Genomic DNA, 21613 nt, shown 5'->3' on the forward strand with positions numbered 1-21613 from the left:
TTCTGCTCACGCCATACCATTTGTGGCTCAACAAGGAGATGAACAACAATGAGCCGAACCACACGGGTGTTGAGTCGCCTGGTATTTGCTTGTGTTTTGCTGACCCCCCTGAGCCATGCTCAGGAAGGCAGCGAGGCCGACGGTGAAGTCCGTTATGTCACCGACAACCTGTACACATTCCTGCATGCCGGACCGGGGCGAAATTACCGTATCCTGGGATCGGTCGAAGCGGGAACACGCGTCACCCAACTGCAAGTGGACGCAGAAAACAATTTCGTTGAAGTCATCGATGATAAGCAGCGCACCGGCTGGGTGGATGGCACCTTTATTACCAGCGAGCTCACTATCAGAGAGCGCGTTCCAATCCTTGAGCAGCGATTGCAGGAGGCCAACGAGCAATTGGCGGAACAAGAGGCGCTCAATCAGCGCCTGAATCAACAGGTACAAACCCTGACCACCCAGAACGAGCAGGTGAACAAGCAGTTGTCAGAACTGCAAAGCCGTAACCAGGACATTCAACAGGAATTGAACACCAGCGATCAGACCGCACAAATCCAATGGTTTACCCGCGGTGGCATCGTCGCCCTGGCGAGCATCATTCTTGGCGTCATCATCGCTTACCTGCCCAAAAAACGTCGTCGCAACGACCAATGGATGTAGCATTCAGTCAATGACCCTGCCCGCTTTAGCGGGCAGCTGTTATTGTCATAACTCCCAGCTCCCTTGATCCTCCCCGTAATCAGTAAACTTGTGCTTACACCATCACCGCTTTGGGGCCCTGTCACTTTTGTACCGACTTCCATTGTCCCTGTTGGTTTAGGTAGCTATACTCCACCGAAAATTTAACCTGTGGTAACGCCCCTCGGCGTCGTGGTTTACAACAGCAGGCAGCGCCTGTTACATCCGATGTTTTCGGTAGCGCGTACCGAAAGCAAACAGCAACGGCAATTCAGTCTTTGGAGTCTTACATGTTGTTCAACGGCAATCTCACCACCACCAGCCTGACCCGTCAGAAAATCCGCAACTTTTATCGGATTGACGAGAACATGGCCGTGGATCAGATACTGCCTGATGCAGAAGTGAATATGCGCGCCCGCAGCCGAGCGTGGGAACGGGCCCGCAAGATGGTCTTACAGATCCGCCGAGAGCAGGAAGGTAATGGCCTGGTAGAAGCCCTGTTGAACGAATATTCGTTGTCCTCCGCCGAAGGTGTGGTGTTGATGTGCCTGGCGGAAGCTTTGCTGCGGGTACCGGATAAGAAAACCCAGGACGAACTGATCCGCGACAAATTGTCGAAAGGAAAATGGAGTAGCCACCTGGGTAACAGTGAACACCTGTTCGTTAACGCGTCCTCCTGGGGCTTACTGCTGACCGGATCGATGGTGAACTTTGCCGATGCCAAAAAGCGTGAGCAATTTGGCTTTTTGAAGAAAACCCTCGGTAAAGTGGGCGAGCCGGTGATCCGTAAAGCCATGAACGTGGCCATGAAGGTCATGGGTCAGCAGTTTGTGATGGGTGAAACCATTGAAGCCGCCGTGAAACGAGCCGAGGACAAAGAACGCAAAGGCTATGTGTATTCCTATGACATGCTCGGCGAGGGCGCCCGCACCCAAAAGGATGCTGACCGCTACTTCGACAGCTACGCCCGCGCCATCGAAGCCATCGGTAAGGCCGCTGCCGGCCGTGGTCCCCGCCGCAGTCCTGGCATTTCGGTTAAATTGTCGGCGATTCACCCTCGCTATGAGTTTACCCACCGTGACCGGGTCATGGCGGAGCTACCGGAAAAACTCAAAGCCCTGTGCCTGCTGGCCAAAAAACACGACATCGGTCTGACCGTGGATGCCGAAGAGTCAGAGCGTCTGGACATTTCCCTGGATATCATCGAAACCGTCTTCAGTGATCCGGATCTGGATGGCTGGCAGGGCTTCGGCCTGGCCGTACAGGCCTACCAAAAGCGTGCCCTGTTTGTGATTGACTGGTTGCGCGAACTGACCGAATCAGTCGGCCGAAAAATGATGGTGCGGCTGGTCAAAGGCGCCTATTGGGACTCGGAAATCAAAAACGCCCAGAAAGACGGGCTGGAGCACTTCCCGGTGTTTACCCGTAAGTCGTCGACCGACGTTTCTTACCACGCCTGTGCCAACCGTTTGCTGGATTACCGCGACACCATTTATCCACAGTTCGCCACCCACAACGCCTACACGGCGTCGGTCATTATTGAACTGGCAGGGGATGACAAAGAAGGCTTCGAGTTCCAGTGCCTGCACGGCATGGGTGACAGCCTGTACAACCAAATCGTTACCGAAGAAGGCATTCAGTGCCGGGTGTACGCACCGGTGGGATACCATGAAGACCTGCTGGCCTACCTGGTGCGCCGCTTGCTGGAAAACGGCGCCAACTCGTCGTTCGTGAACGCCATTGTCGATGACACCAAACCGGTCGAAGCATTGCTCGAAGATCCGGTCGAAAAAACCCAACGGATGGGCGACAAATACAACGAACAGATCCTGATGCCCATCGAGCTATACGGCAAGGAACGGGACAACTCCCGTGGCCTCGATTTGACCGACATTAATCACATCACGCCATTGCGTGACAACATGCAGCGCTGGTTCAATGACCACCTGCTCAACGAGGAAGACGTTCCCAGCGGATGTCACCCGGTGCGCAACCCCGCTCGTCAGAATGAAATTGTCGGTTACCACCACTACACCACAGCGGAAGAAATGCTCAGCAAGTTGACACTGGCCGACAATACCTTTGCCGAGTGGTCACAGACCCCGGTTGCAGAGCGTGCCGACCTGTTGCGCCATACCGCCAACATCCTTGAACGCCACATGGATGAGCTGATGGCGCTGTGCGTCAAGGAAGCCGGTAAAGTCGCTCAGGACAGCATTGACGAAGTCCGCGAAGCGGTTGATTTCTGTCGCTATTACGCCGCCAGGGCGGAAGAGCTGTGCCAGGATGATCGTCTCGAATCCCGTGGCGTGGTGCTGTGTATCAGTCCGTGGAACTTCCCGCTGGCGATTTTCCTCGGCCAGGTTGCCGCGGCGGTTGTCACCGGCAATACCGTGCTGGCCAAGCCTGCCGAGCAAACCAGTCTGATCGCAAAACGTGCCGTACAGTTGATGGAATCGGTCGGCATGCCTGAGGGCGTGGTGCAGCTGATCATCAGCGAAGGGCCTGCAGTGGGCGAAACACTGTTACCGGATGAACGGATCAAAGCGGTGATGTTCACCGGCTCTACCCAAACCGGTACTCTGATCGCCCGTGCGCTGTCCAATCGAGGTGGTGAGCCAGTACCACTGATTGCCGAGACCGGTGGTCAGAACTGCATGATCGTGGACTCCACGGCTTTGCCCGAGCAAGTGGTCGACGATGTGATCAACTCCGGCTTCCAGAGTGCCGGACAACGCTGCTCCGCGTTACGGGTATTGTTCCTGCAGGAAGACATTGCCGACACCGTCATCGATATGCTGGTAGGTGCCATGAAAGAGCTGCATATTGGTGATCCGGCCATGCTGAGCACCGACATCGGTCCGGTGATCGATCAAAAAGCGCTGAACAACCTGAATGCCCACAAAGAGGCGATGCAGTCGAAAGGTAAACTGATCCACGCCTGTCAGACACCGGATTTGGACGGCCACTTTTTCGCCCCACACCTGTACGAGATTGACAGCATTGATGTGCTGGAAAAAGAGGTGTTTGGTCCGTGTATTCATGTGGTGCGCTTCAAAGCGGGTGAACTGGAGCAGACCATCGATATCATTAACAGTACAGGGTATGGACTGACCATGGGGATCCACTCCCGCATCGACGAACGTGCGTTTGAACTGGCCCAGTTGTCGCGGGCCGGCAACGTTTACATCAACCGCAACATGATTGGCGCCATTGTGGGCTCCCAGCCGTTCGGCGGACGCGGACTTTCAGGTACCGGTCCCAAAGCCGGCGGCCCTAACTATCTTGCCCGTCTGATGATTGAAAAGGCCACTCCGAAACCGTTAAGCGAATCTGAGGTGCCAGAGCAGGAACCGGCACTGGAAAGTAACCGGGACGCCACACAGGTAGCAAATACCCTGATGGATCAGGCATTCAGCGCGGAAAAAATCTGGCGACTCACAGCCCTCAACGACAGAGTCTCGGCAGTGCGTCAGTTGCTTGCCAATATTGCCCGGGTCGACATTGTCGAAGAGCTGGCCGACGACTTGAACGCCACCCTGGCGACTGCACGTTCGCAGCTGATCAACATTGAAAAGCACCTGCGTAAGCCGATCACCCTGCCGGGGCCAACAGGTGAGTCCAACAAGCTCTATTACGAGCCGCGTGGCATTCTGGTGTGTTTTGCCGATAAAGACGTAACCTTCGAGTACTGGACTCTGTCCATCGTCACCGCGTTGGCGACCGGCAATACGGTCATCGCCGTGGTGTCAGATCTGTTCTACGAAGAAGCGTTGGCGTTCAAAGCCAAATTCAATGCGACTCACGCGCCGGAAGGCGTTCTGCAAGTTGCCAAGTTGTCTCAACTGGAAGCCCTGTTGTCGCACCCACAACTGGCCGGTGTGGTCATTGACAGTGCCAGTGACCGTCGTGCTTACATCGCTCACCGCCTGGCAGAGCGTGACGGTGCCATCCTTCCGGTCATCACCTCTGAGTATCAGGACAACCTGATCCAGCGTTTGTTGACCGAGAAAACCATCAGCATCGACACCACCGCGTCAGGGGGTAACACCTCGCTGATGACATTGGTCGACGAAGACGACTGATCTGGTCTGGGTTGTCATCTTGCGGTGACAACCCAGCGCCAACTTTTTATTCACCACGCTGCAAAAATACACGGCCCTGAACTAGGCTTAGGGAATCAACCTGGGCGTTTGGCAGTGGGCCATGCATGAATGTAGCATTTTGTATCGTTGAAAATATCGTGTGGGTGCGGTTCTCCGGCCACATCGATGCGCTGGATCTGATCCAGCTTTCAGCCGATGACAACTACCTTGAGTCTCTGCGCAAATACCGCCGTGTTATCTTTGACTACTCCCAGGCAACATCGGTCAATATGGGCTTTGAAGAGATCCGGCAACTATCAACCATCACCCGGGTAGAGTGCAATTTTACCGAACACCTGCACGGTGCCATTGTTCCTCTGGACGATGCCGGCTGGATCCGGGCCAAACGTTACGCGGAAACAGTCAAACCCTATGGCTGGGAAATGGTTATCGTTGATTCCACCGAACAGGCGTTTGAGCACCTGGGCGCCCGCATACCGGGCTAGCGCGTCAACGGCAACCTTGCTATCGTAACAAGCCCATGATGAACAAGGAGACGTTATGCCTGCACTGGACACCTGGTTGGCTTTCGCCCTGGCGGCAGCGCTATTGTGCATATCGCCCGGCCCGTCAAATCTGTACATCATGGCCCGCAGTCTGAGTCAGGGCTATCAGGCAGGCACCGCGGCGGCATCAGGTATGGCCTTGGGTTCACTGACCTACGTACTGGCCACAGCACTGGGTATCGCGGTGATTTTTACCTATTCCCCACTTGCATACCTGGTCCTGAAACTGGCCGGTGCCGGATATCTCATATACCTCGGTGTGCAGTATTTTCGCCATGGTCAGGCGCATCACCCGGAAAAGCCCACCGTACGTTGGATGACCCGGCCAGCCATCTTTCGCCAAAGCATCGTGGTGGAATTGACCAACCCCAAAACCGCCCTGTTTTTTCTGGCATTCCTGCCACAATTTGTCGATCCCGACCAGGGCGCGGTGATGCTGCAGTTATTCGTACTGGGCATTACCTACACGATTATCGGCCTGCTCAGCGATCTCACCGTTGTCATGCTGTCAGGTACACTGGGGCGCTGGTTGTCGCAACACCCGCGCTTCAGTCAGTGGCAGGATTACACCTCAGGCGTGATGCTACTGGGGCTAGGCATGTTTATTCTTTACCAGACGGTGTCTGAGCAACCGGCATCAAACTGAGTATTTCAACCACGCACCATTACGGAGAACGGTTATGGCATTGCTGGCCAGATTGCTAAAAGCATTACACTCGGCAAACAGTCCCTGGCAACTGGCACTGGGTTTCGCCCTGGGCATGCTGTTGGGGTTGACGCCCCTGTGGCGACCACACAATCTGTTGGTGCTGTTGGTGGTATTGGCTACCCGCGTCAACCTGTCGATGTTTTTACTCGGCTGGGCGTTGTTTTCGCTGCTGGCAGTGGGTCTCGATCCGGTGTCCGTCGCACTCGGTGAAGGGTTATTGGCGGCGCCGGCATTGCAAGGACTCTGGGAAGCTCTGTATGCCACCGGCATTGGCCGGCTCAGTCAGTTTAACCATACACTGACCCTCGGCAGTCTGGTGCTGGGCCTGGTCCTGTTTTTGCCCATCGCAGTGATCAGCAAGGTGTTTATTGTCCGCTACCGTCAACACATGCAACGCTGGGCGGATCGCTTTTTCCTGGTGCAATGGCTGAAAACCAGTCGCGCTTTCAAACTGTTCCAAACGATGAGGGGCGAATCATGAACAGCATTTTCCGTTGGCAGGGATTGGTCGGTTTCGGGGTCTTTATCGCAACCCTCGCAGTGCTGGTGGCACTGTTTCTGGATACCGGGTTACGGCTGGCGCTGGTGTGGGCACTGGAAGACGTTCAGGGTGCGGAAGTGAACGTAGAGCGGGTCGAACATCAGTGGCAACCTTTCGGTGTCAGCGTGTACAGTCTGGCAATGACCGATCCGGCTAACCCCGACACCAATCAGCTTGAAGCTCAACGTATCAGTGCCACCCTCAACCCCTGGTCGCTGCTGATGCAAAAACTGGAAGTCGACCAACTCACCATTGACGGTCTGGCCTTGTCGACACCCCGTCAATCCACCGGCGCCGTATACCGTCCTGTTGAGCAACAAGACACGGTATCAACGTTTGCGCTACCCGAGGGCGCGCCAAAAGACATCGACAGTTTGCTGGCGGCGTTGCCGCTGCAAACCCCGCAAGCCGCAGATGCCCTGAAGCAGGCTTATCAGCAACAGCAGACGCAGGTTAAAGCAGCGTATGAAAACCTGCCGGATAAAAGCCGCATCGATGACTACAAACAAAAAATCGATGCACTGAAGCAAGCAGATACAAAAAGCCCTGAAGCCATTTTGGCTGCCAAGCAGCAATTGGATGACATTAAAAAGGCACTCAAAAAAGACCAACAGGCCATCAACGACTTCAAGCAAACGGTTGCTCAGGCGCGCGAAGCGATCAGTCCCAAACTGGCCGCACTCAAAGCCGCCCCTGGCAAAGACTATGCCCAAGCCAAAGCCCTGGCTGGCGGTGATGCCGGGGCCATCACCGACCTGACCCGTCACCTGTTTGGGGACAAAGCCGCGCAGACCGTTTCTTACCTTTTAGCCGCCACAGACACCCTGGCGCCGATGCTGAACAGCTCTGAACAGCAACAGGAAGCGGCAAGTCGCGCTGAAGGACGCTGGATCACCTTTGATGATGCCAGCAAAATTCCGGACGTTTGGATCAAGGATGCCAGCGTGTCCGTGATCCTGCTCGACCAGACCCTCAGTACGGTGTGGCAGGACATCACCTACCAACATGATCTGATCGGCAAGCCGACCCGCTTTTCGGCCACGGCATCCACATCGCCTCGCTGGCAGGGCATCGATCTGAAAGGCGACTTCGCCTTCTCCGAAACCGGCCTCAACGGCCAGCAGCAATGGGATATCAAAGGGCTATTGTTGCCTGCCGCCGAATTGCTGAACAGTCCGCGCCTGACCACCGCCCTTAAAGACGGCTTACTCAACGCCAGCGGCAAACTGTCGATCAGTGGCAACCAACTGGACGGGAACGGCCGCTTCAATCTGCCACGGCTGAGTATGCGTGCCGACACGGATAATCAAAAACTGCGGGTAATCGCCGATGCACTGCAGCAGTTAACATCACTGAACGTCGGTTTGAACCTCAGTGGCGACTACCGCACCCCCGATGTGGCATTCAGTTCGGATCTGGGCCGTCAGCTGGCCAGTGCCATGGTCAGCTCTCTGTCACCTGAGGTAGAACAGAAACTGAACCAATGGCAATCGGGCTTGTTGAATGACGCCAATGCGCAAAGCGGTGCCACCGAGAGCGGCCTGGGCCAATGGCAGCAATGGCTGAGCAACGGTGATCAGATGCAGCAACAAGTGGATAAATTGCTCGAAACTCAGCTGGATGGCGCGCTTGACAAGCAGAAAGACAAACTCAAAGACAAGCTCAAAAACCTGCTAGGTAAAGATGATCCCTGAGTGGGTCAAAGGCAGGCTGGCATTGCACTGCAAAGCTCGGCATAATGCGCTTATGAGTCACAATCAGAGACGTACGACATGCGCTGGATAACCGTCGTGTTGCTCACCTTGCTGGTGATGCTGCAGTACCGTCTTTGGTTCGGCAAACATTCGTTCCCCGATTATCTGGCCATGCAAGAGGAAGTGGCGGCGCAACGCGCACAAAACGCCAACCTGACCCAACGCAATGACTTGTTGAAAGCGGACATTAACGATCTGAAAATTGGCCTGGAAGCCATGGAAGAGCGTGCGCGCAACGAGTTGGGACTGATCAAAACGGGTGAAACCTTTTACCGAATTTTACCCAACGACCAATAACCAAACCGATGACCATCACGTCTGATTTCCCTGTCGTGGTACCCGCCGCAGGGGTTGGCAAGCGCATGGGCGCAGACCGCCCCAAGCAGTACCTTCTCATTCACGGTAAAACCGTTCTGGAACATACCTTGCTCCTGTTGCTGGCCCATCCCCGCATTCGCTATGTGGTGGTGGCGATTGACCCACAAGACCCGTATTTTGATGCACTGGACATCGCCGATCATCCCGACATCAAGCGTGTCGACGGCGGCAAAGAGCGCGCCGACTCGGTCCTTGCAGGGCTGCAACTGATTGCCGATCAGGATTGGGTACTGGTACATGATGCGGCCCGCCCCTGTGTGCGTCACGACGATATTGATGCCCTGCTGGCGCTGGCCGATCAACATAACGGCGGCGGTATACTGGCCACGCCGGTGCGCGATACCATGAAGCGCGCCAGCGAGCAGTTTCCGGACAGGGTTGATCATACCGCGCCTCGGGAACACCTGTGGCATGCGCAGACACCGCAGTTTTTCCCCGCAGGCCAACTGCGTCAGGCCTTGGAGCAGGGAATGGCGAAAGGATTACCCATCACCGATGAAGCCTCAGCCATGGAAGCCGCGGGATATCCGGTGCAACTGGTCGAAGGCAGCGAACAGAACCTCAAGATCACACGACCAGATGATCTGGCGTTGGCAGAATACTATTTATCCAGGAGGACAACCTGATGCGGATCGGTCACGGCTTCGACGTACACAAATTTGGTGGTGAAGGCCCTATCGTCATTGGCGGCGTCACCATCCCTTACTCTCAGGGGCTGCTGGCCCACTCGGATGGCGATGTCGCACTGCACGCCTTGTGTGATGCGCTGCTTGGCGCAATGGGCCTGGGTGACATCGGGCGGCATTTCCCGGATACCGATCCGGCCTTTGCCGGTGCCGACAGTCGCGACTTACTGCGTCAGGTTATCTCGCAAGTTCACCAAAGAGGTTACCAGGTGGGCAATCTGGATCTGACCATCGTAGCCCAGGCCCCTAAAATGGCACCTCATATCGACGCGATGTGCCAACACATTGCGACGGATGTAGGTGTGGATGTCTCGCAGGTCAACGTTAAGGCCACGACCACTGAAAAGCTTGGTTACACCGGGCGCAAGGAAGGCATCGCCTGCCATGCTGTGGTGTTACTGGTGGCTGACAAATGACCGTGACACTGAGCACAGAGCATTGGCATTACCTGCACGGATGCCCTTCTGCCACCGGTACCCTTAAAGCAGCGCCGGAAGATTTTCAGGTCGAAGAAATCCTCGGGTTCAGTCCCAGCGGGGAAGGCGAGCATGTGTTTTTATGGACCGAGAAACGCGGTCTCAACACAGCCTATGTGGCAGAGCAGCTTGCAGCCTACCTGAACCTGCCGCTGCGGGCAGTGACTTACGCCGGACGTAAGGACAAGCATGCCCTTACCCGCCAATGGTTTGGTTTGCACATGCCCGGTCAGGAGATGCCGGACCTCAGTGGTTTGAACGTGCCGGGATTTCGCGTTCTGAGCCAACATCGACACAACAAAAAGTTGCGCACCGGCGTTCTCAAAGGCAATCAATTCACCCTGCAGGTCAGAGACATCGATGACAGGACAGCCGTGGAGCACCGTTTGCGCGCCATCGCCGACAGTGGTGTGCCCAATTACTATGGTCAGCAACGGTTTGGCGATAGTCGTCACCACGCCAACGGCGGTAACCTTAACCTGGGCGAGCGACTGATCGCCGGTGAAGCCATTCGCAATCGCAACAAACGCAACCTGGCCATCTCGGCTTTGCGCAGTTGGTTGTTTAACCAGGTCGTAAGCTGTCGTCTTGCCCGCCAAGATCAACCCGCGCCACTGGCCGGTGATGTGTTTTTACTGGCTGGCAGTAACAGTTTTTTCGTTGCGCAAGGTGTGGATGCACAAATACTGCAACGTCTCGAACAACGTGATATTTTACTGTCTGCACCACTGTGGGGGAAAGGCCCGTTGGCCAGCCAGCACGGCGCCCTGGCCCTGGAACAGGCAGCCTTGGCTGATCACCAGCCGGTGTGCGCGTTTCTGGCCTCGCTCGGGCTGGATCAGGAGCGGCGCACATTGATGCTCTACCCTAAAGAATTGCAGTGGCATTGGCCCGATGACAAGACCCTCAGTATCACCTTTTCGTTGCCCAGTGGCTGTTTTGCCACCGCAGTGATCCGGGAGGTCTGCCAACTCACCAAACAGGAGGACAAACATGAAGCTATTGCTGAGTAACGATGATGGCGTGTTTGCTGAAGGTTTGGCCGTTCTGCATCAACACCTCAGCCAGCGTCACGATACCACGGTGATCGCACCGGACAGAAACTGTAGCGGCGCCAGCAATGCGCTGTCACTTCATCAGCCGCTGCGGATCCAGAAAATGAAAAACGGCTTTTATGCGGTCAACGGAACCCCGTCCGATTGCGTGCACCTGGGGCTCAACCGGTTTATGCAGGAAGAACCCCAATTGGTGGTATCGGGGATTAATCATGGCGCCAATCTCGGTGATGACGTGATTTATTCAGGTACTGTGGCGGCAGCAACAGAAGGGCGCTATATGGGCCTGCCGGCCATCGCCGTGTCGTTAACCAACTACAAAGGCGGCCATTTTGATACCGCGGCCAAGGTCGTGCTGGATATCCTTGAACGGCTCGAAAATCACCCGTTGGCGCCCGACCAGATCCTCAATATCAACGTGCCCGATGTCCCCTATGAAGAACTGGCCGGTATCGAAGTGACTCGCCAGGGACGTCGTCACCGTGCAGAATCGATGGTGAAAGACACCGACCCTTATGGGCGTGATATTTATTGGTACGGGCCAGTGGGCAGCGAGCAGGATGCCGGACCCGGCACCGACTTTTATGCCATATCCCGGGGCTATTGTTCAGTCACCCCCCTGAGCGTCGACATGACGGCCTATCAGAGCCTGGATGAGATGCAAAGCTGGCTGGAAAAAAAACATAACAATGACTGAAACACAGTCAGACAACGGAACCATAAAGACTGACGGAATGCTGTAACTATGATCCAATCATCCCGCAAGGGCGACACCCTCGCCCGCTTATTACAACAAGAGGGGATCAGCGATCCCCGGGTGCTGTCCGCCATTGCAGCTACACCCCGTGAGCTCTTTCTGCCCGACGCATTGCGTCACAAGGCATACCAGAATACCGCGTTGCCGATTGGTCAGGGCCAGACCATTTCGCAGCCCTACATCGTGGCCAGAATGACCGAGCTGTTGCTGACCAGCCTGTCGCCCCAAAGCACAGTGTTGGAAATCGGCACCGGTTCGGGTTATCAGACTGCGATCCTGGCCCAGGTGTTCTCGCATGTGTATTCGGTTGAACGGATTAAATCACTGCAATTCCAGGCAAAACGCCGCATGAACCAGCTTGATCTGCACAATGTTTCCATGAAGCACGGCGATGGCTGGCAGGGCTGGCCGAGCAAGGGACCCTTCGACGGCATTATCGTCACCGCGGCCGCCAGTCACCTGCCCACGGCGCTGATCGAGCAGCTCACAGAACAGGGTAAATTAGTGATCCCGGTAGGCAGTGCCGAGCAACATCTGCAATGTATTCACCGTACCGACGAGGGTTTCGACACAGAAGTCGTCGAATCGGTGCGATTTGTCCCCCTGATCGCCGGCGATATCATCTGATCACAACAGGAACCCAGCATGGACAATCTTCATAAAGCGCCGGCCAGGCAATGGAAAGACTACCTGCCTATCAGCCTCAAGGGCATGATGATGGGTGCTGCCGATGCAGTACCCGGCGTTTCCGGCGGCACGATTGCCCTGATGACCGGGGTGTACGAAGAACTGATCCATGCCCTCCGGCAGTTTGGTCCACATACCCTGATGCTGCTGTTCAAGCAAGGCATCAAGCCGGCCTGGCAACAGGTTCACGGCAGCTTCCTGCTGGCCCTGTTTGGTGGTGTACTGCTGAGCCTGTTGACCATTGCCAATGCGGTGCTGCACTGGATGGACACCGTACCCGAACGTCTGTGGGGCTTCTTCTTCGGCCTGGTCCTGGCAACGGTGTTTTCGGTGGCGCGACATGTGCAACAATGGCACCTGCGTTCAATCGTGGCGTTTGTGGTCGGCACCGCAGCGGCCTATGCCATTACCACGTTAACCCCCGGCCAGCTCGTGGCAACACCGCTGACGGTTTTTGTGGCTGGCATGATTGCCGTGTGTGCCATGATCCTGCCGGGTATTTCCGGCAGTTTCATGCTGTTGCTGATGGGCATGTATACCGCCATGCTAAGTGCCATCAAAGAATTTCAAATCGTTACGCTGGCCATTTTCGCCAGTGGCTGCGTCATTGGTCTGCTGAGCTTTTCCCATTTACTCAGTTGGATGTTCGACCGCTTCAAGAACATGACCCTGGCGTTGATGTGTGGTTTCCTGCTCGGCTCATTGAACAAAGTATGGCCGTGGAAACACACCCTGGAAACGATGTTAAACCGTCACGGCGAACAGGTTCCGGTGGTGCAGGAAAACGTATTCCCGGCCCAGTATTCGGTCTTGACGGGTCGCCCGGACGAGTTGTGGATTGTATTGGCCATGATGGTCCTGGGTGCACTGATCGTCGCCTGGATGGATCACTGGGGACGTAAACAGGGCGTTGACCCGCAAGGTTGAGCCAGATGAGCAGGATAGCGCACTGGACCATCGCAACCACCACGGCACTGAGCATCATTGTCATCGGTGGCTGTGCCCAGCGCACGACCCCGGCACCGGTGATTGAACTCTATCAGGGCAAAGACTACCGCGACTTTGAGGCCGATAGCTGGACACAGAAAACCTATCAGGTCAAAAAAGGCGACACATTGTTTGCCATCGCCTGGCAAACCGGAAATGACTACCGCGATCTGGCCCGCTGGAATAACATCCCAAAGCCTTATCACATCTACCCTGGGCAACAATTAACGGTACGAAAAAACGCCAATGCGGCGCCCTCTGCCACTGCGAAAAACACTGGTCAGACCTCAAAAATAAATGCAAATCAGGCAGTTGACCGCCCTCAGAAGCAGGCGTATGGTGATGAAAAAAGCAGCACAAAAACCACGGCTGATTCAAACGCCGCAAGTGATTTTCCATCACGGGTTTCGCGCTGGCAATGGCCTGCGAATGGCGCGCTTCTGAACCGTTTTTCGTTACAGGAGCAAGGCAACAAAGGCATAGATATCAGCGGTAAATCAGGCGATCCAATCGTCGCTGCTGCAGATGGCAAGGTGGTGTACACCGGTAATGCGTTACGGGGTTACGGTAACCTGGTCATCATTAAACACAGTGAAACCTTTTTAAGTGCCTATGCGCACAATAAGGACATCAAGGTTTCCGAACAGCAATGGGTTAAAGCGGGGCAAGTGATTGCCTCCATGGGCAGGAGCGGGACCGAGTCGGTTAAGCTTCATTTTGAAGTAAGGTATAAGGGCAAGTCTGTTGACCCTTTGCGTTACCTGCCACGCCAATAACAATAAATAATAATTATAAGTAAAGGGGAGTTTTAAAGATAAAACACTGAAAACCTTGCAGGAGATGTGGTCATGGGTGATACCAAAGCCGTAGTGGTAGAAAAAGCTGCCGCCAAAGACCTTAACAAAGACATCGACAAAGAACTCGAAGAGATCGAAGCCGATGATACTGACCCTATGGAAGAAATTCTGGCCGGTCAGGAAGAAATCCAGAAAAACCTCGACGCTACTCAACTCTATCTCGGTGAAATCGGTTACTCGCCGTTATTATCCGCCGAAGAAGAAGTCTACTTTGCCCGCCGGGCGCTGAAAGGCTGTGAAGCCTCACGTAAACGCATGATTGTCAGTAACCTCCGACTGGTGGTTAAGATTGCCCGACGCTACAACAACCGTGGACTGGCATTACTTGACCTGATTGAAGAAGGTAACCTTGGCTTGATCCGGGCGGTGGAAAAGTTTGATCCGGAACGAGGATTCCGCTTCTCAACCTACGCCACCTGGTGGATCCGCCAAACCATCGAACGGGCGATCATGAACCAGACGCGCACCATACGCTTGCCGATCCATGTGGTCAAAGAGCTGAATGTGTACTTGCGCGCCGCGCGGGAACTGGCGCAGAAGCTAGATCATGAGCCAACCGCCGAAGAAATTGCCAGTGCTTTAGATAAGCCGGTCGAGGATGTCAGCAAGATGTTGCGCCTTAACGAGCGTATCACCTCGGTAGATACCCCCATCGGTAGCGATAACGACAAAGCATTGCTGGACATCATCGCCGACGAAAAAGGCCATGGCCCCGAAGAAGAACTGCAAGATAAAGACATTAAGTCCAGTATTGTACGCTGGCTGCAGGAACTGAACCCGAAACAGCGGGAAGTACTGGCACGCCGGTTTGGTCTGATGGGCTACGAACCGTCGACGCTGGAAGATGTTGGTGCCGAAATTGGCCTCACCCGTGAGCGGGTGCGCCAAATCCAGGTCGAAGCACTGCGTCGCCTGCGCGACATGCTTGGCCATCAGGGACTCAATCTGGAAGCCTTGTTTAATCAGGCCCTGTAAATCTCCTGAACAATAAAAAAGCCTCGAACGAGGCTTTTTTTGTGTCTGATGTAACCGCGCTAGTCCTTATCGAGTGCAGCCAACGCCTGGTCATAATCGGGCTCGTCAGCGGTTTCAGCAACCTGCTCGTTGTACAGCACCACGCCCTGACGATCGATCACCACCACCGACCGTGACAACAAACCTTTCAGTGGCCCGGTGGTAAACGTCACCCCGTAATCTTTACCAAAACTGCTGCGAAAGGTGGAGCCGGTCAGCACATTGTCAATGCCCTCGGCACCACAAAACCGCGCTGCGGCAAACGGCAAATCTGCCGACACACACACAACGGTGGTGTTTTCCAGACCGGCAGCCTTCTGATTAAAAGCGCGCACAGAGGCAGCACAGGTCCCCGTATCCACCGATGGGAAGATGTTCAGTATGATATGCCGTCCGGACAAATCCTCCATTGTCAGCTCGCTTAAATCCCCCTTTACCAATGTGAATTCCGGTGCCTTGCTACCCACCGCAGGCAATGCCCCTTCGGTATCCACCGGGTTCCCTTGTAATGTAACGCGTGCCATGTAGACCTCCTTGATGATTAGATGAGGTCTCAGTGTAGTTCACCTGCCCTCCCTTTGCAGGCTACCTTGTGGATGGCGATGACTGTACACAGACCCTCAACCTGGGCTACAGTCACTACATATCCATGTCAGGGTGTTGTCCAGTGGTACGATGGTTGTTATTGATGGTGTTTGTCGTCGTTGGCAGTGCTGCTTATGCTGACAATGGGCTGCGCACGGTCTACTACCCGGTGCCGTCCAACCTGGAAGACAAGCGCAGTCAGTACCCCGAAGAACTGCTGTCACTGTTATTGACTCAACAGCAAGGGTTTAAACCGCAAGCGGTTTATTTTACCCACACCCAGGACAGGGCATTGCGCTTGCTGGAAAAGCAACAACTCGATGTAATGTGGAGCGGTGTGGATGACACTCGCCTGCAACGTTTTAGGGCCATTCGCTATCCACTGACCAAAGGTCTGTTGGGCTACCGATTACTGATGGTGAACCGTGGCTCTGCGCTGGCAACCGGCAAGGCGTTCGATTTGACTAACCTGCGCTTCGGTCAGGGTGCCGGATGGCCAGACACACACATTCTGCGCCACAACGGCCTTACGGTGATCACCGCCACCACTTATCAGGGATTGTTTTCAATGCTGGCTGCCCAGCGCTTCGATGCCTTTCCCCGCGCAGTGTCTGAAGTCTGGCTGGAATTGAATGCGCCAGGTAACCAACGCTTCACGGTCAACGATAGCGTGGCGTTGTACTACCCATACGCCTTGTTTTTCTACGTCCGCAAGGATGATGAGGAACTGGCTGACGCGTTGCAGCAGGGATTTGAGCGGATCATCGCCTCCGGCGCGTTTGAAAAAGCCTTTCACCACTGGCACGGTGAAGATCTGTTACGGGCGAACCTGTCGGGACGGCAACTGCTGATGCTGGACAATCCATCTTTTCAAATTGCGCCCCATGAGCGGGAACGTTATCTGTTGCCTAACCATCTCACCGGCACCACCCAGCCTTTAACCCCTTAACGCTGACGCTCAAGGGTTTCAAAGCGGTAGGCGTAAGGGTTTTTGTCATCCGCCTCGTGGTGTTCCTGCTCGACACAGGCCCATGTCGCCACAGCCTGATAGTCTGGGAAGTGGGTATCACCGTCCACATCAAGGGCAATGTGGGTCAGGTACAGTCTGTCCGCCCGGGGTAGCAGCGCGGCATAGATTGCACCACCACCAATGATCATGACTTCGTCTTCATTAGCGACCAATGTCAGGGCGGTATCGATGTCATTTACCACTTCGGCATCGGCCAGGGTGTAGCTGCTATCGCGACTGATCACCACATTCCGTCGGCCAGGTAACGCACGGCCAATCGATTCGTAGGTCTTGCGCCCCATCAGCACAGGCTTTCCCAGGGTAACACGTTTAAAATGGGCCAGATCTGCCGGCATGTGCCAGGGCATGTCATTGTCTTTACCAATCACTCGTCCACGAGCCATGGCTGCGATCATTGAGAGTTTCATCGGAGATTACTGCACCGTAAGTCGTTCGTGGCCTGCAACGCTAATCAAAGCGGCCTCACAACGCAAGCATCGCGGGGCAATCAGCATAAAAAAAGCCGGTAAAACCGGCTTTTCGTTATTCGTTTGTGTAAATGACTTCGACGTCGTAGTCGTCATCATCCCAATCATCATCATCGTCATCGACGCCATCCATTGCATCGGCAATGGCTTTCTTGTGATAACTGTCCCACTTGAACTCCACGTCTTCGGGTTCGTCGTCGGCCTGCTCCAACTCGTTGGGCAAGGTCGCAATGAAGTCCATGATCTTACGGCACAGCTCATCGGTGTTCTGCTTCTGGAACGCACTGATGGTGAAATACTCGCCGTCCCAGTTCAATTCGTCACGAATGCGCTGACACAATTCTTCAGCTTCTTCTTCAAGCAGCAAATCAATCTTGTTAAACACCAGCCAACGTGGCTTGGCAGCCAGTTTCGGACTGTACTTTTCCAGCTCCGCAATGATCGCTTTGGCATTGTCGACCGGATCGGATTGATCCGCCGGCATCAGATCGATCATGTGCAACAGAATACGGCAGCGTTCCAGGTGTTTGAGGAACTGGATCCCAAGACCTGCACCATCGGCGGCGCCTTCGATCAAACCGGGAATGTCAGCGATCACAAAGCTTTGCTGAGAATCGAGACGCACCACGCCAAGGTTTGGCACCAGGGTGGTAAACGGATAATCAGCCACCTTCGGCTTGGCCGCGGACACACTGCGGATAAAGGTCGACTTACCAGCATTGGGCAAGCCCAACAATCCCACGTCCGCCAGCAACATCAGTTCCAGCTTAAGGTTTCGGATCTCACCCGGCGTGCCGTTGGTCTTCTGCCGTGGTACACGGTTAACACTGCTTTTAAAGCGCGCATTGCCCAGGCCATGAAAACCACCCTGCGCAACCTTAAGGCGCTGGCCGTTTCGGACCAGATCACCCAACACTTCGCCGGTGTCAGTATCGGTGGCACGGGTGCCGATCGGTACTTTGACTTCCAGATCCTTGCCACCCTTACCGGTACAATTACCGCCCTGACCATTCTGGCCACGTTCGGCACGGTGAAAACGCTCGAAACGGAAATCGATCAGGGTATTAAGGTTTTCATCGGCCACCAGATAAACACTACCGCCGTCCCCGCCGTCACCGCCGTCAGGGCCGCCCTTAGGAACGTATTTTTCACGGCGAAAGCCAACCACACCGTTGCCGCCGTCACCGGCTTCGACACGAATGTCAGCTTCATCTACGAACTTCATCTGTTACCTCAACCTCGAAATACCTGATTGGATCAAAATACCATTAAAGCACAGACTGCTGGGGTCTGCTTGCCAGCCATGGTTACTGGCAACAAAAAGCCCCGCGGATGCGGGGCTTTTCACATCGATTAGATCGACTGCTTATTCAGCAACGATGCTGACGAATTTACGGTTCTTAGGACCTTTGGTCTCGAACTGTACTTTACCGTCAGTCAGGGCGAACAAAGTGTGGTCTTTACCTACACCCATGTTGTCGCCGGCGTGGAACTTAGTGCCACGTTGACGAACAATGATGTTGCCCGCTAATACAGACTCACCACCGAAACGCTTTACACCCAAGCGTTTGCTTTCTGAGTCACGACCGTTGCGAGTACTACCACCCGCCTTTTTATGTGCCATCTGTTCGTACTCCTACTTAAGCTTTAATACCAGTGATCTTCACTTCAGTGAACCACTGACGGTGACCCATTTGCTTACGAGAATGCTTACGACGACGGAACTTGACGATATTCACTTTATCGCCACGACCGTGAGTAACTACTTCAGCAGTTACCTTGCCGCCATTCACATAAGGGGTACCAATCTTGATATCGTCACCGTTGCTAACCATCAAGATGTTATCGAATTCAACAGTGTCGCCAGGGGCAACTTCGATCTTCTCCAGACGAACGGTTTGGCCTTCGGCCACACGGTGTTGTTTACCACCACTTTGGAAAACCGCGTACATACTAAACTCCGCTCTGCGTACTATGACGCTACAATTCAAAAACAGGGCGCGAATTGTACGGCAAGTGCCCTATTGCCGCAAGCCCAAAATTTGATTTTTTTGGTTAAAATTCCAGCGCCGTCGGCCAGGGTAAGGATTTTCTCGTCAGGGTGACTGGATACCGTGGTCAATTTCTGTAAAAATCCGTGCCATTCATACAGCAACCGTGATGTTGAGTGAGCCAGGCAGTATGCAACTCGAACAGATCCGCCAGCTAGCCGACGCCGACATGCAAAGCGTCAACCAGTTGATCCAGCAACAGGTCGCCTCCGACGTGGCACTGATCAATCAACTCGGTTTCTACATCGTCAACAGTGGCGGTAAGCGTTTGCGCCCGCTGCTCACCGTGCTCGCCGCCCGTGCGGTTGGGATCCAGTCAGATCAACATCACACCCTGGCCGCGATCATTGAGTTTATTCATACCGCCACCCTGTTGCATGACGACGTGGTCGACGAATCCACCATGCGCCGGGGCCGGGAAACGGCCAACGCCGTCTTTGGTAACCAGGCCAGCGTATTGGTAGGTGACTTTTTATATACCCGATCCTTTCAGATGATGGTCAGTCTGGATCGCATGCGTGTCATGGCGATCCTGTCGGATGCCACCAACGTGATTGCCGAAGGGGAAGTGATGCAGTTGATGAACTGCAACGACCCCGACACCACCGAAGCCCGGTACATGGACGTGATCTACAGTAAGACCGCTCGACTGTTCGAAGCAGCAACCCAACTGGCAGCGGTTTTGTCCGATCAGACTCCGGCGATTGAGCAGGCCATGCAAGACTACGGCAAATACCTGGGTACGGCATTCCAGCTGGTTGACGACATTCTCGATTACGCCGCCGATGCCGACGAGATGGGCAAGAACGTGGGTGACGATCTAGCCGAAGGTAAACCAACATTGCCGCTGCTGTATGCCATGTGGCACGGCACGCCCGAACAGGCCGCATTGATCCGTGATGCCATCGAGCACAACAACGGCATGGATCACCTCGATGCGATCCTTGCTGCCATGCACAGCACCGGTGCGCTGGAGTACACCAAGCAAAAGGCCTTGCAGGCCGCCCAGCAAGCCATTGATGCGCTGGCCCCCCTGCCGGAATCAGACTACAAACAAGCACTGATTGGGCTGGCACACATTTCGGTTGAACGGGCCAGCTAACGCACATTTCGCACGGTCACAAAAAGCCGCCTGAGGGCGGCTTTTTTTATGCCTATAGGTGCGCCTTGAGCCGCACTTCCGCCAGATAACAGATCGTTTTGAGCACCAGCGCGTATTGCAGGGTCAACAGACACACCGCCGTCGCCGGGCCAATCACCTCACGAAACACCTCAGGCTCGACATTAGACGCGATCGCAATGGCACCGGTGACGACCCCGAAAAAGCCCATCAACAGCCCGGCATTGCCCAGCACCTGAAAAAAGCGCGCCCTGGCCAACATGGCTGATTGATCTGCAACGATCTGGCCATTGAGCAGTTGAGCCAGCGCGTTGCGGGGAGTGCCGGCGGGTACCGAACACCAGGCGATCAGAATTGCCGGAGGTAATACGATCAATAAACTGGGCAGGTTAATGAACATGCTCAGACCGCCGCTGAGCCATAAACTCATCAACACCACCGCGACAATCACGGCAACCGAGATAACAAACATCATCACTCCTCGTTGGGTTTTCAGTGCAAACCGCAGTGCAATATCCAGCACCTGCTGTAAAAGCCAGACATTGGCCGTCGCCGGATGGGTCTGGTGCTGTTGTTGATACGCTTCGGTAACATCGCCGCTGATTGCATCGTTAAGCGCATCGGGCAACGACCAGTCCAGTATCACCTGGTAGATACGTGGAAGCTGCCGTACGTGTTGAAGTTTGTGATCAGCCATGTCCCGGGGCCCCTCGCAACATATCGAGCCCTTCCGCCAGGGTGCGCAGATTACGCAGGCTGGCCTTTAATGCCGACTGGCCCTGAGCGGTGACCGAATAGTACTTCTTCGCCCTGCCGCCGCGCTGCGCAGTGGCTTCACCCATCTGACTTGTCACCAGCCCCTTGTCTTCCAGACGCGCCAGGGTGGTGTACAGGGCACCGATGGCCACATCCCGATGTATCTGCGCTAACAGGGTCTGGCGTATCTCCACGCCATAGCTGCGATTGCCAACCCGCAGAATGCTTAGCAATACGGTCTGCTCAAATTCACCCAACGGGCGCTGTTGTGTGTCCATGTCCACTCCACCTCATTTCAACTACAATTTAGTACAAATAAAGAACCGATTACAACTACTTTGTAGTAGTATCAATAATCGCGACGTTGGCAGACT

At 54.8% G+C, this 21613-nt stretch carries 24 protein-coding genes; 17 read left to right on the forward strand and 7 right to left on the reverse strand.

Going from position 1 to position 21613, the window contains the following annotated elements; genetic code table 11:
* The first annotated feature begins 48 nt into the window (after window positions 1-48).
* The 15 genes from LJ739_RS17040 (at window position 49) to rpoS (ending at window position 15191) form a co-directional block, all read left to right on the forward strand.
* Complete coding sequence (locus tag LJ739_RS17040; protein WP_229162414.1) at window positions 49-660, forward strand: TIGR04211 family SH3 domain-containing protein; 612 nt, start codon at window positions 49-51, stop codon at window positions 658-660.
* Between the two features lie 308 nt (window positions 661-968).
* On the forward strand, window positions 969-4763 hold the full coding sequence (putA, locus tag LJ739_RS17045; protein ID WP_229162415.1) for a bifunctional proline dehydrogenase/L-glutamate gamma-semialdehyde dehydrogenase PutA: 3795 nt from the start codon (window positions 969-971) through the stop codon (window positions 4761-4763).
* A gap of 125 nt (window positions 4764-4888) precedes the next feature.
* Window positions 4889-5269, forward strand: a complete 381-nt coding sequence (locus LJ739_RS17050) for a hypothetical protein (RefSeq protein WP_229162416.1) — start codon at window positions 4889-4891, stop codon at window positions 5267-5269.
* Between the two features lie 55 nt (window positions 5270-5324).
* A complete protein-coding gene (locus LJ739_RS17055; protein ID WP_229162418.1) occupies window positions 5325-5975 on the forward strand; it encodes a LysE family translocator in 651 nt (216 codons plus the stop codon).
* Window positions 5976-6009: 34 nt separating this feature from the next.
* Window positions 6010-6519, forward strand: a complete 510-nt coding sequence (locus tag LJ739_RS17060; protein WP_229162419.1) for a TIGR03546 family protein — start codon at window positions 6010-6012, stop codon at window positions 6517-6519.
* The gene (locus LJ739_RS17065; protein ID WP_229162420.1) at window positions 6516-8273 is read left to right on the forward strand and encodes a TIGR03545 family protein; all 1758 of its coding nucleotides are present in this window, start codon (window positions 6516-6518) and stop codon (window positions 8271-8273) included. The genes LJ739_RS17060 and LJ739_RS17065 overlap by 4 nt, the downstream gene beginning before the upstream one ends.
* A 78-nt stretch (window positions 8274-8351) precedes the next feature.
* The gene (gene ftsB / locus LJ739_RS17070) at window positions 8352-8630 is read left to right on the forward strand and encodes a cell division protein FtsB (RefSeq protein ID WP_229162421.1); all 279 of its coding nucleotides are present in this window, start codon (window positions 8352-8354) and stop codon (window positions 8628-8630) included.
* 8 nt (window positions 8631-8638) lie between these two features.
* Entirely contained in the window at window positions 8639-9337 is a 699-nt protein-coding gene (gene ispD, locus LJ739_RS17075) for a 2-C-methyl-D-erythritol 4-phosphate cytidylyltransferase (RefSeq protein ID WP_229162422.1), read from the forward strand.
* On the forward strand, window positions 9337-9813 hold the full coding sequence (gene ispF, locus LJ739_RS17080) for a 2-C-methyl-D-erythritol 2,4-cyclodiphosphate synthase (protein WP_324254914.1): 477 nt from the start codon (window positions 9337-9339) through the stop codon (window positions 9811-9813). The genes ispD and ispF overlap by 1 nt, the downstream gene beginning before the upstream one ends.
* The gene (gene truD / locus LJ739_RS17085; RefSeq protein WP_229162423.1) at window positions 9810-10886 is read left to right on the forward strand and encodes a tRNA pseudouridine(13) synthase TruD; all 1077 of its coding nucleotides are present in this window, start codon (window positions 9810-9812) and stop codon (window positions 10884-10886) included. The genes ispF and truD overlap by 4 nt, the downstream gene beginning before the upstream one ends.
* Window positions 10867-11625 carry a 5'/3'-nucleotidase SurE gene (surE, locus tag LJ739_RS17090; RefSeq protein ID WP_229162424.1) on the forward strand — a complete coding sequence of 253 codons (759 nt, stop codon included), beginning with the start codon at window positions 10867-10869 and terminating at the stop codon, window positions 11623-11625. Before truD ends, surE begins: the two co-directional genes overlap by 20 nt.
* 48 nt (window positions 11626-11673) lie before the next feature.
* Complete coding sequence (locus LJ739_RS17095; protein WP_229162426.1) at window positions 11674-12312, forward strand: protein-L-isoaspartate(D-aspartate) O-methyltransferase; 639 nt, start codon at window positions 11674-11676, stop codon at window positions 12310-12312.
* Between the two features lie 18 nt (window positions 12313-12330).
* Window positions 12331-13299 carry a DUF368 domain-containing protein gene (locus LJ739_RS17100; RefSeq protein WP_324254915.1) on the forward strand — a complete coding sequence of 323 codons (969 nt, stop codon included), beginning with the start codon at window positions 12331-12333 and terminating at the stop codon, window positions 13297-13299.
* A gap of 5 nt (window positions 13300-13304) precedes the next feature.
* Window positions 13305-14135 carry a peptidoglycan DD-metalloendopeptidase family protein gene (locus LJ739_RS17105; RefSeq protein WP_229162428.1) on the forward strand — a complete coding sequence of 277 codons (831 nt, stop codon included), beginning with the start codon at window positions 13305-13307 and terminating at the stop codon, window positions 14133-14135.
* 72 nt (window positions 14136-14207) lie between these two features.
* On the forward strand, window positions 14208-15191 hold the full coding sequence (gene rpoS / locus LJ739_RS17110) for an RNA polymerase sigma factor RpoS (protein WP_229162430.1): 984 nt from the start codon (window positions 14208-14210) through the stop codon (window positions 15189-15191).
* 59 nt (window positions 15192-15250) lie between these two features.
* Here rpoS and tpx read toward each other — a convergent pair whose 3' ends face one another.
* Complete coding sequence (gene tpx / locus LJ739_RS17115; protein ID WP_229162432.1) at window positions 15251-15754, reverse strand: thiol peroxidase; 504 nt, start codon at window positions 15752-15754, stop codon at window positions 15251-15253.
* A gap of 143 nt (window positions 15755-15897) precedes the next feature.
* On the opposite strand from tpx, the gene LJ739_RS17120 reads away from it, so the two are divergent.
* Window positions 15898-16764 (forward strand): substrate-binding periplasmic protein, encoded by an 867-nt coding sequence (locus LJ739_RS17120; RefSeq protein WP_229162434.1) that lies wholly within the window; start codon window positions 15898-15900, stop codon window positions 16762-16764.
* Here the strand turns inward: LJ739_RS17120 and folA are convergent.
* The 4 genes from folA to rplU all read right to left on the reverse strand — a co-directional run bounded on the left by folA (window position 16761) and on the right by rplU (window position 19264).
* A complete protein-coding gene (gene folA / locus LJ739_RS17125) occupies window positions 16761-17252 on the reverse strand; it encodes a type 3 dihydrofolate reductase (RefSeq protein WP_229162436.1) in 492 nt (163 codons plus the stop codon). The genes LJ739_RS17120 and folA overlap by 4 nt on opposite strands.
* A gap of 115 nt (window positions 17253-17367) precedes the next feature.
* A complete protein-coding gene (cgtA, locus tag LJ739_RS17130) occupies window positions 17368-18537 on the reverse strand; it encodes an Obg family GTPase CgtA (protein WP_229162437.1) in 1170 nt (389 codons plus the stop codon).
* 141 nt (window positions 18538-18678) lie between these two features.
* Window positions 18679-18936, reverse strand: coding sequence for a 50S ribosomal protein L27 (gene rpmA, locus LJ739_RS17135; RefSeq protein ID WP_229162439.1), 258 nt, complete (start codon window positions 18934-18936; stop codon window positions 18679-18681).
* A gap of 16 nt (window positions 18937-18952) precedes the next feature.
* Window positions 18953-19264, reverse strand: coding sequence for a 50S ribosomal protein L21 (rplU, locus tag LJ739_RS17140; protein WP_229162442.1), 312 nt, complete (start codon window positions 19262-19264; stop codon window positions 18953-18955).
* A gap of 229 nt (window positions 19265-19493) precedes the next feature.
* Here rplU and ispB point away from each other — a divergent pair, with 229 nt between their 5' ends.
* The gene (gene ispB / locus LJ739_RS17145) at window positions 19494-20465 is read left to right on the forward strand and encodes an octaprenyl diphosphate synthase (protein ID WP_229162498.1); all 972 of its coding nucleotides are present in this window, start codon (window positions 19494-19496) and stop codon (window positions 20463-20465) included.
* Window positions 20466-20517: 52 nt separating this feature from the next.
* Here ispB and LJ739_RS17150 read toward each other — a convergent pair whose 3' ends face one another.
* Both LJ739_RS17150 and LJ739_RS17155 read right to left on the reverse strand, forming a co-directional pair.
* Window positions 20518-21180: a MotA/TolQ/ExbB proton channel family protein gene (locus LJ739_RS17150; protein WP_229162444.1), complete on the reverse strand. Its 663-nt coding sequence runs from the start codon at window positions 21178-21180 to the stop codon at window positions 20518-20520.
* Window positions 21173-21517: a PadR family transcriptional regulator gene (locus LJ739_RS17155; protein WP_229162446.1), complete on the reverse strand. Its 345-nt coding sequence runs from the start codon at window positions 21515-21517 to the stop codon at window positions 21173-21175. Before LJ739_RS17155 ends, LJ739_RS17150 begins: the two co-directional genes overlap by 8 nt.
* Window positions 21518-21613 lie beyond the last annotated feature (96 nt).

It is taken from the genome of Fluctibacter halophilus (genome assembly GCF_020687825.1).
Classification (GTDB): Bacteria; Pseudomonadota; Gammaproteobacteria; order Enterobacterales; family Alteromonadaceae; genus Fluctibacter; species Fluctibacter halophilus.

What these genes read in the sequence shown, in the direction of transcription:
- ispB (WP_229162498.1), top strand. Translation starts at nt 19,494, where the DNA reads ATGCAACTCGAACAGATCCGCCAGCTAGCCGACGCCGACATGCAAAGC.
- LJ739_RS17095 (WP_229162426.1), top strand. Translation starts at nt 11,674, where the DNA reads ATGATCCAATCATCCCGCAAGGGCGACACCCTCGCCCGCTTATTACAA.
- ispF (WP_324254914.1), top strand. Translation starts at nt 9,337, where the DNA reads ATGCGGATCGGTCACGGCTTCGACGTACACAAATTTGGTGGTGAAGGC.
- surE (WP_229162424.1), top strand. Translation starts at nt 10,867, where the DNA reads ATGAAGCTATTGCTGAGTAACGATGATGGCGTGTTTGCTGAAGGTTTG.
- putA (WP_229162415.1), top strand. Translation starts at nt 969, where the DNA reads ATGTTGTTCAACGGCAATCTCACCACCACCAGCCTGACCCGTCAGAAA.
- LJ739_RS17105 (WP_229162428.1), top strand. Translation starts at nt 13,305, where the DNA reads ATGAGCAGGATAGCGCACTGGACCATCGCAACCACCACGGCACTGAGC.
- rpoS (WP_229162430.1), top strand. Translation starts at nt 14,208, where the DNA reads ATGGGTGATACCAAAGCCGTAGTGGTAGAAAAAGCTGCCGCCAAAGAC.
- LJ739_RS17050 (WP_229162416.1), top strand. Translation starts at nt 4,889, where the DNA reads ATGAATGTAGCATTTTGTATCGTTGAAAATATCGTGTGGGTGCGGTTC.
- rpmA (WP_229162439.1), bottom strand. Translation starts at nt 18,936, where the DNA reads ATGGCACATAAAAAGGCGGGTGGTAGTACTCGCAACGGTCGTGACTCA.
- tpx (WP_229162432.1), bottom strand. Translation starts at nt 15,754, where the DNA reads ATGGCACGCGTTACATTACAAGGGAACCCGGTGGATACCGAAGGGGCA.
- LJ739_RS17155 (WP_229162446.1), bottom strand. Translation starts at nt 21,517, where the DNA reads ATGGACACACAACAGCGCCCGTTGGGTGAATTTGAGCAGACCGTATTG.
- cgtA (WP_229162437.1), bottom strand. Translation starts at nt 18,537, where the DNA reads ATGAAGTTCGTAGATGAAGCTGACATTCGTGTCGAAGCCGGTGACGGC.
- LJ739_RS17065 (WP_229162420.1), top strand. Translation starts at nt 6,516, where the DNA reads ATGAACAGCATTTTCCGTTGGCAGGGATTGGTCGGTTTCGGGGTCTTT.
- ftsB (WP_229162421.1), top strand. Translation starts at nt 8,352, where the DNA reads ATGCGCTGGATAACCGTCGTGTTGCTCACCTTGCTGGTGATGCTGCAG.
- LJ739_RS17055 (WP_229162418.1), top strand. Translation starts at nt 5,325, where the DNA reads ATGCCTGCACTGGACACCTGGTTGGCTTTCGCCCTGGCGGCAGCGCTA.
- LJ739_RS17040 (WP_229162414.1), top strand. Translation starts at nt 49, where the DNA reads ATGAGCCGAACCACACGGGTGTTGAGTCGCCTGGTATTTGCTTGTGTT.
- truD (WP_229162423.1), top strand. Translation starts at nt 9,810, where the DNA reads ATGACCGTGACACTGAGCACAGAGCATTGGCATTACCTGCACGGATGC.
- folA (WP_229162436.1), bottom strand. Translation starts at nt 17,252, where the DNA reads ATGAAACTCTCAATGATCGCAGCCATGGCTCGTGGACGAGTGATTGGT.
- LJ739_RS17100 (WP_324254915.1), top strand. Translation starts at nt 12,331, where the DNA reads ATGGACAATCTTCATAAAGCGCCGGCCAGGCAATGGAAAGACTACCTG.
- LJ739_RS17060 (WP_229162419.1), top strand. Translation starts at nt 6,010, where the DNA reads ATGGCATTGCTGGCCAGATTGCTAAAAGCATTACACTCGGCAAACAGT.
- LJ739_RS17150 (WP_229162444.1), bottom strand. Translation starts at nt 21,180, where the DNA reads ATGGCTGATCACAAACTTCAACACGTACGGCAGCTTCCACGTATCTAC.
- rplU (WP_229162442.1), bottom strand. Translation starts at nt 19,264, where the DNA reads ATGTACGCGGTTTTCCAAAGTGGTGGTAAACAACACCGTGTGGCCGAA.
- ispD (WP_229162422.1), top strand. Translation starts at nt 8,639, where the DNA reads ATGACCATCACGTCTGATTTCCCTGTCGTGGTACCCGCCGCAGGGGTT.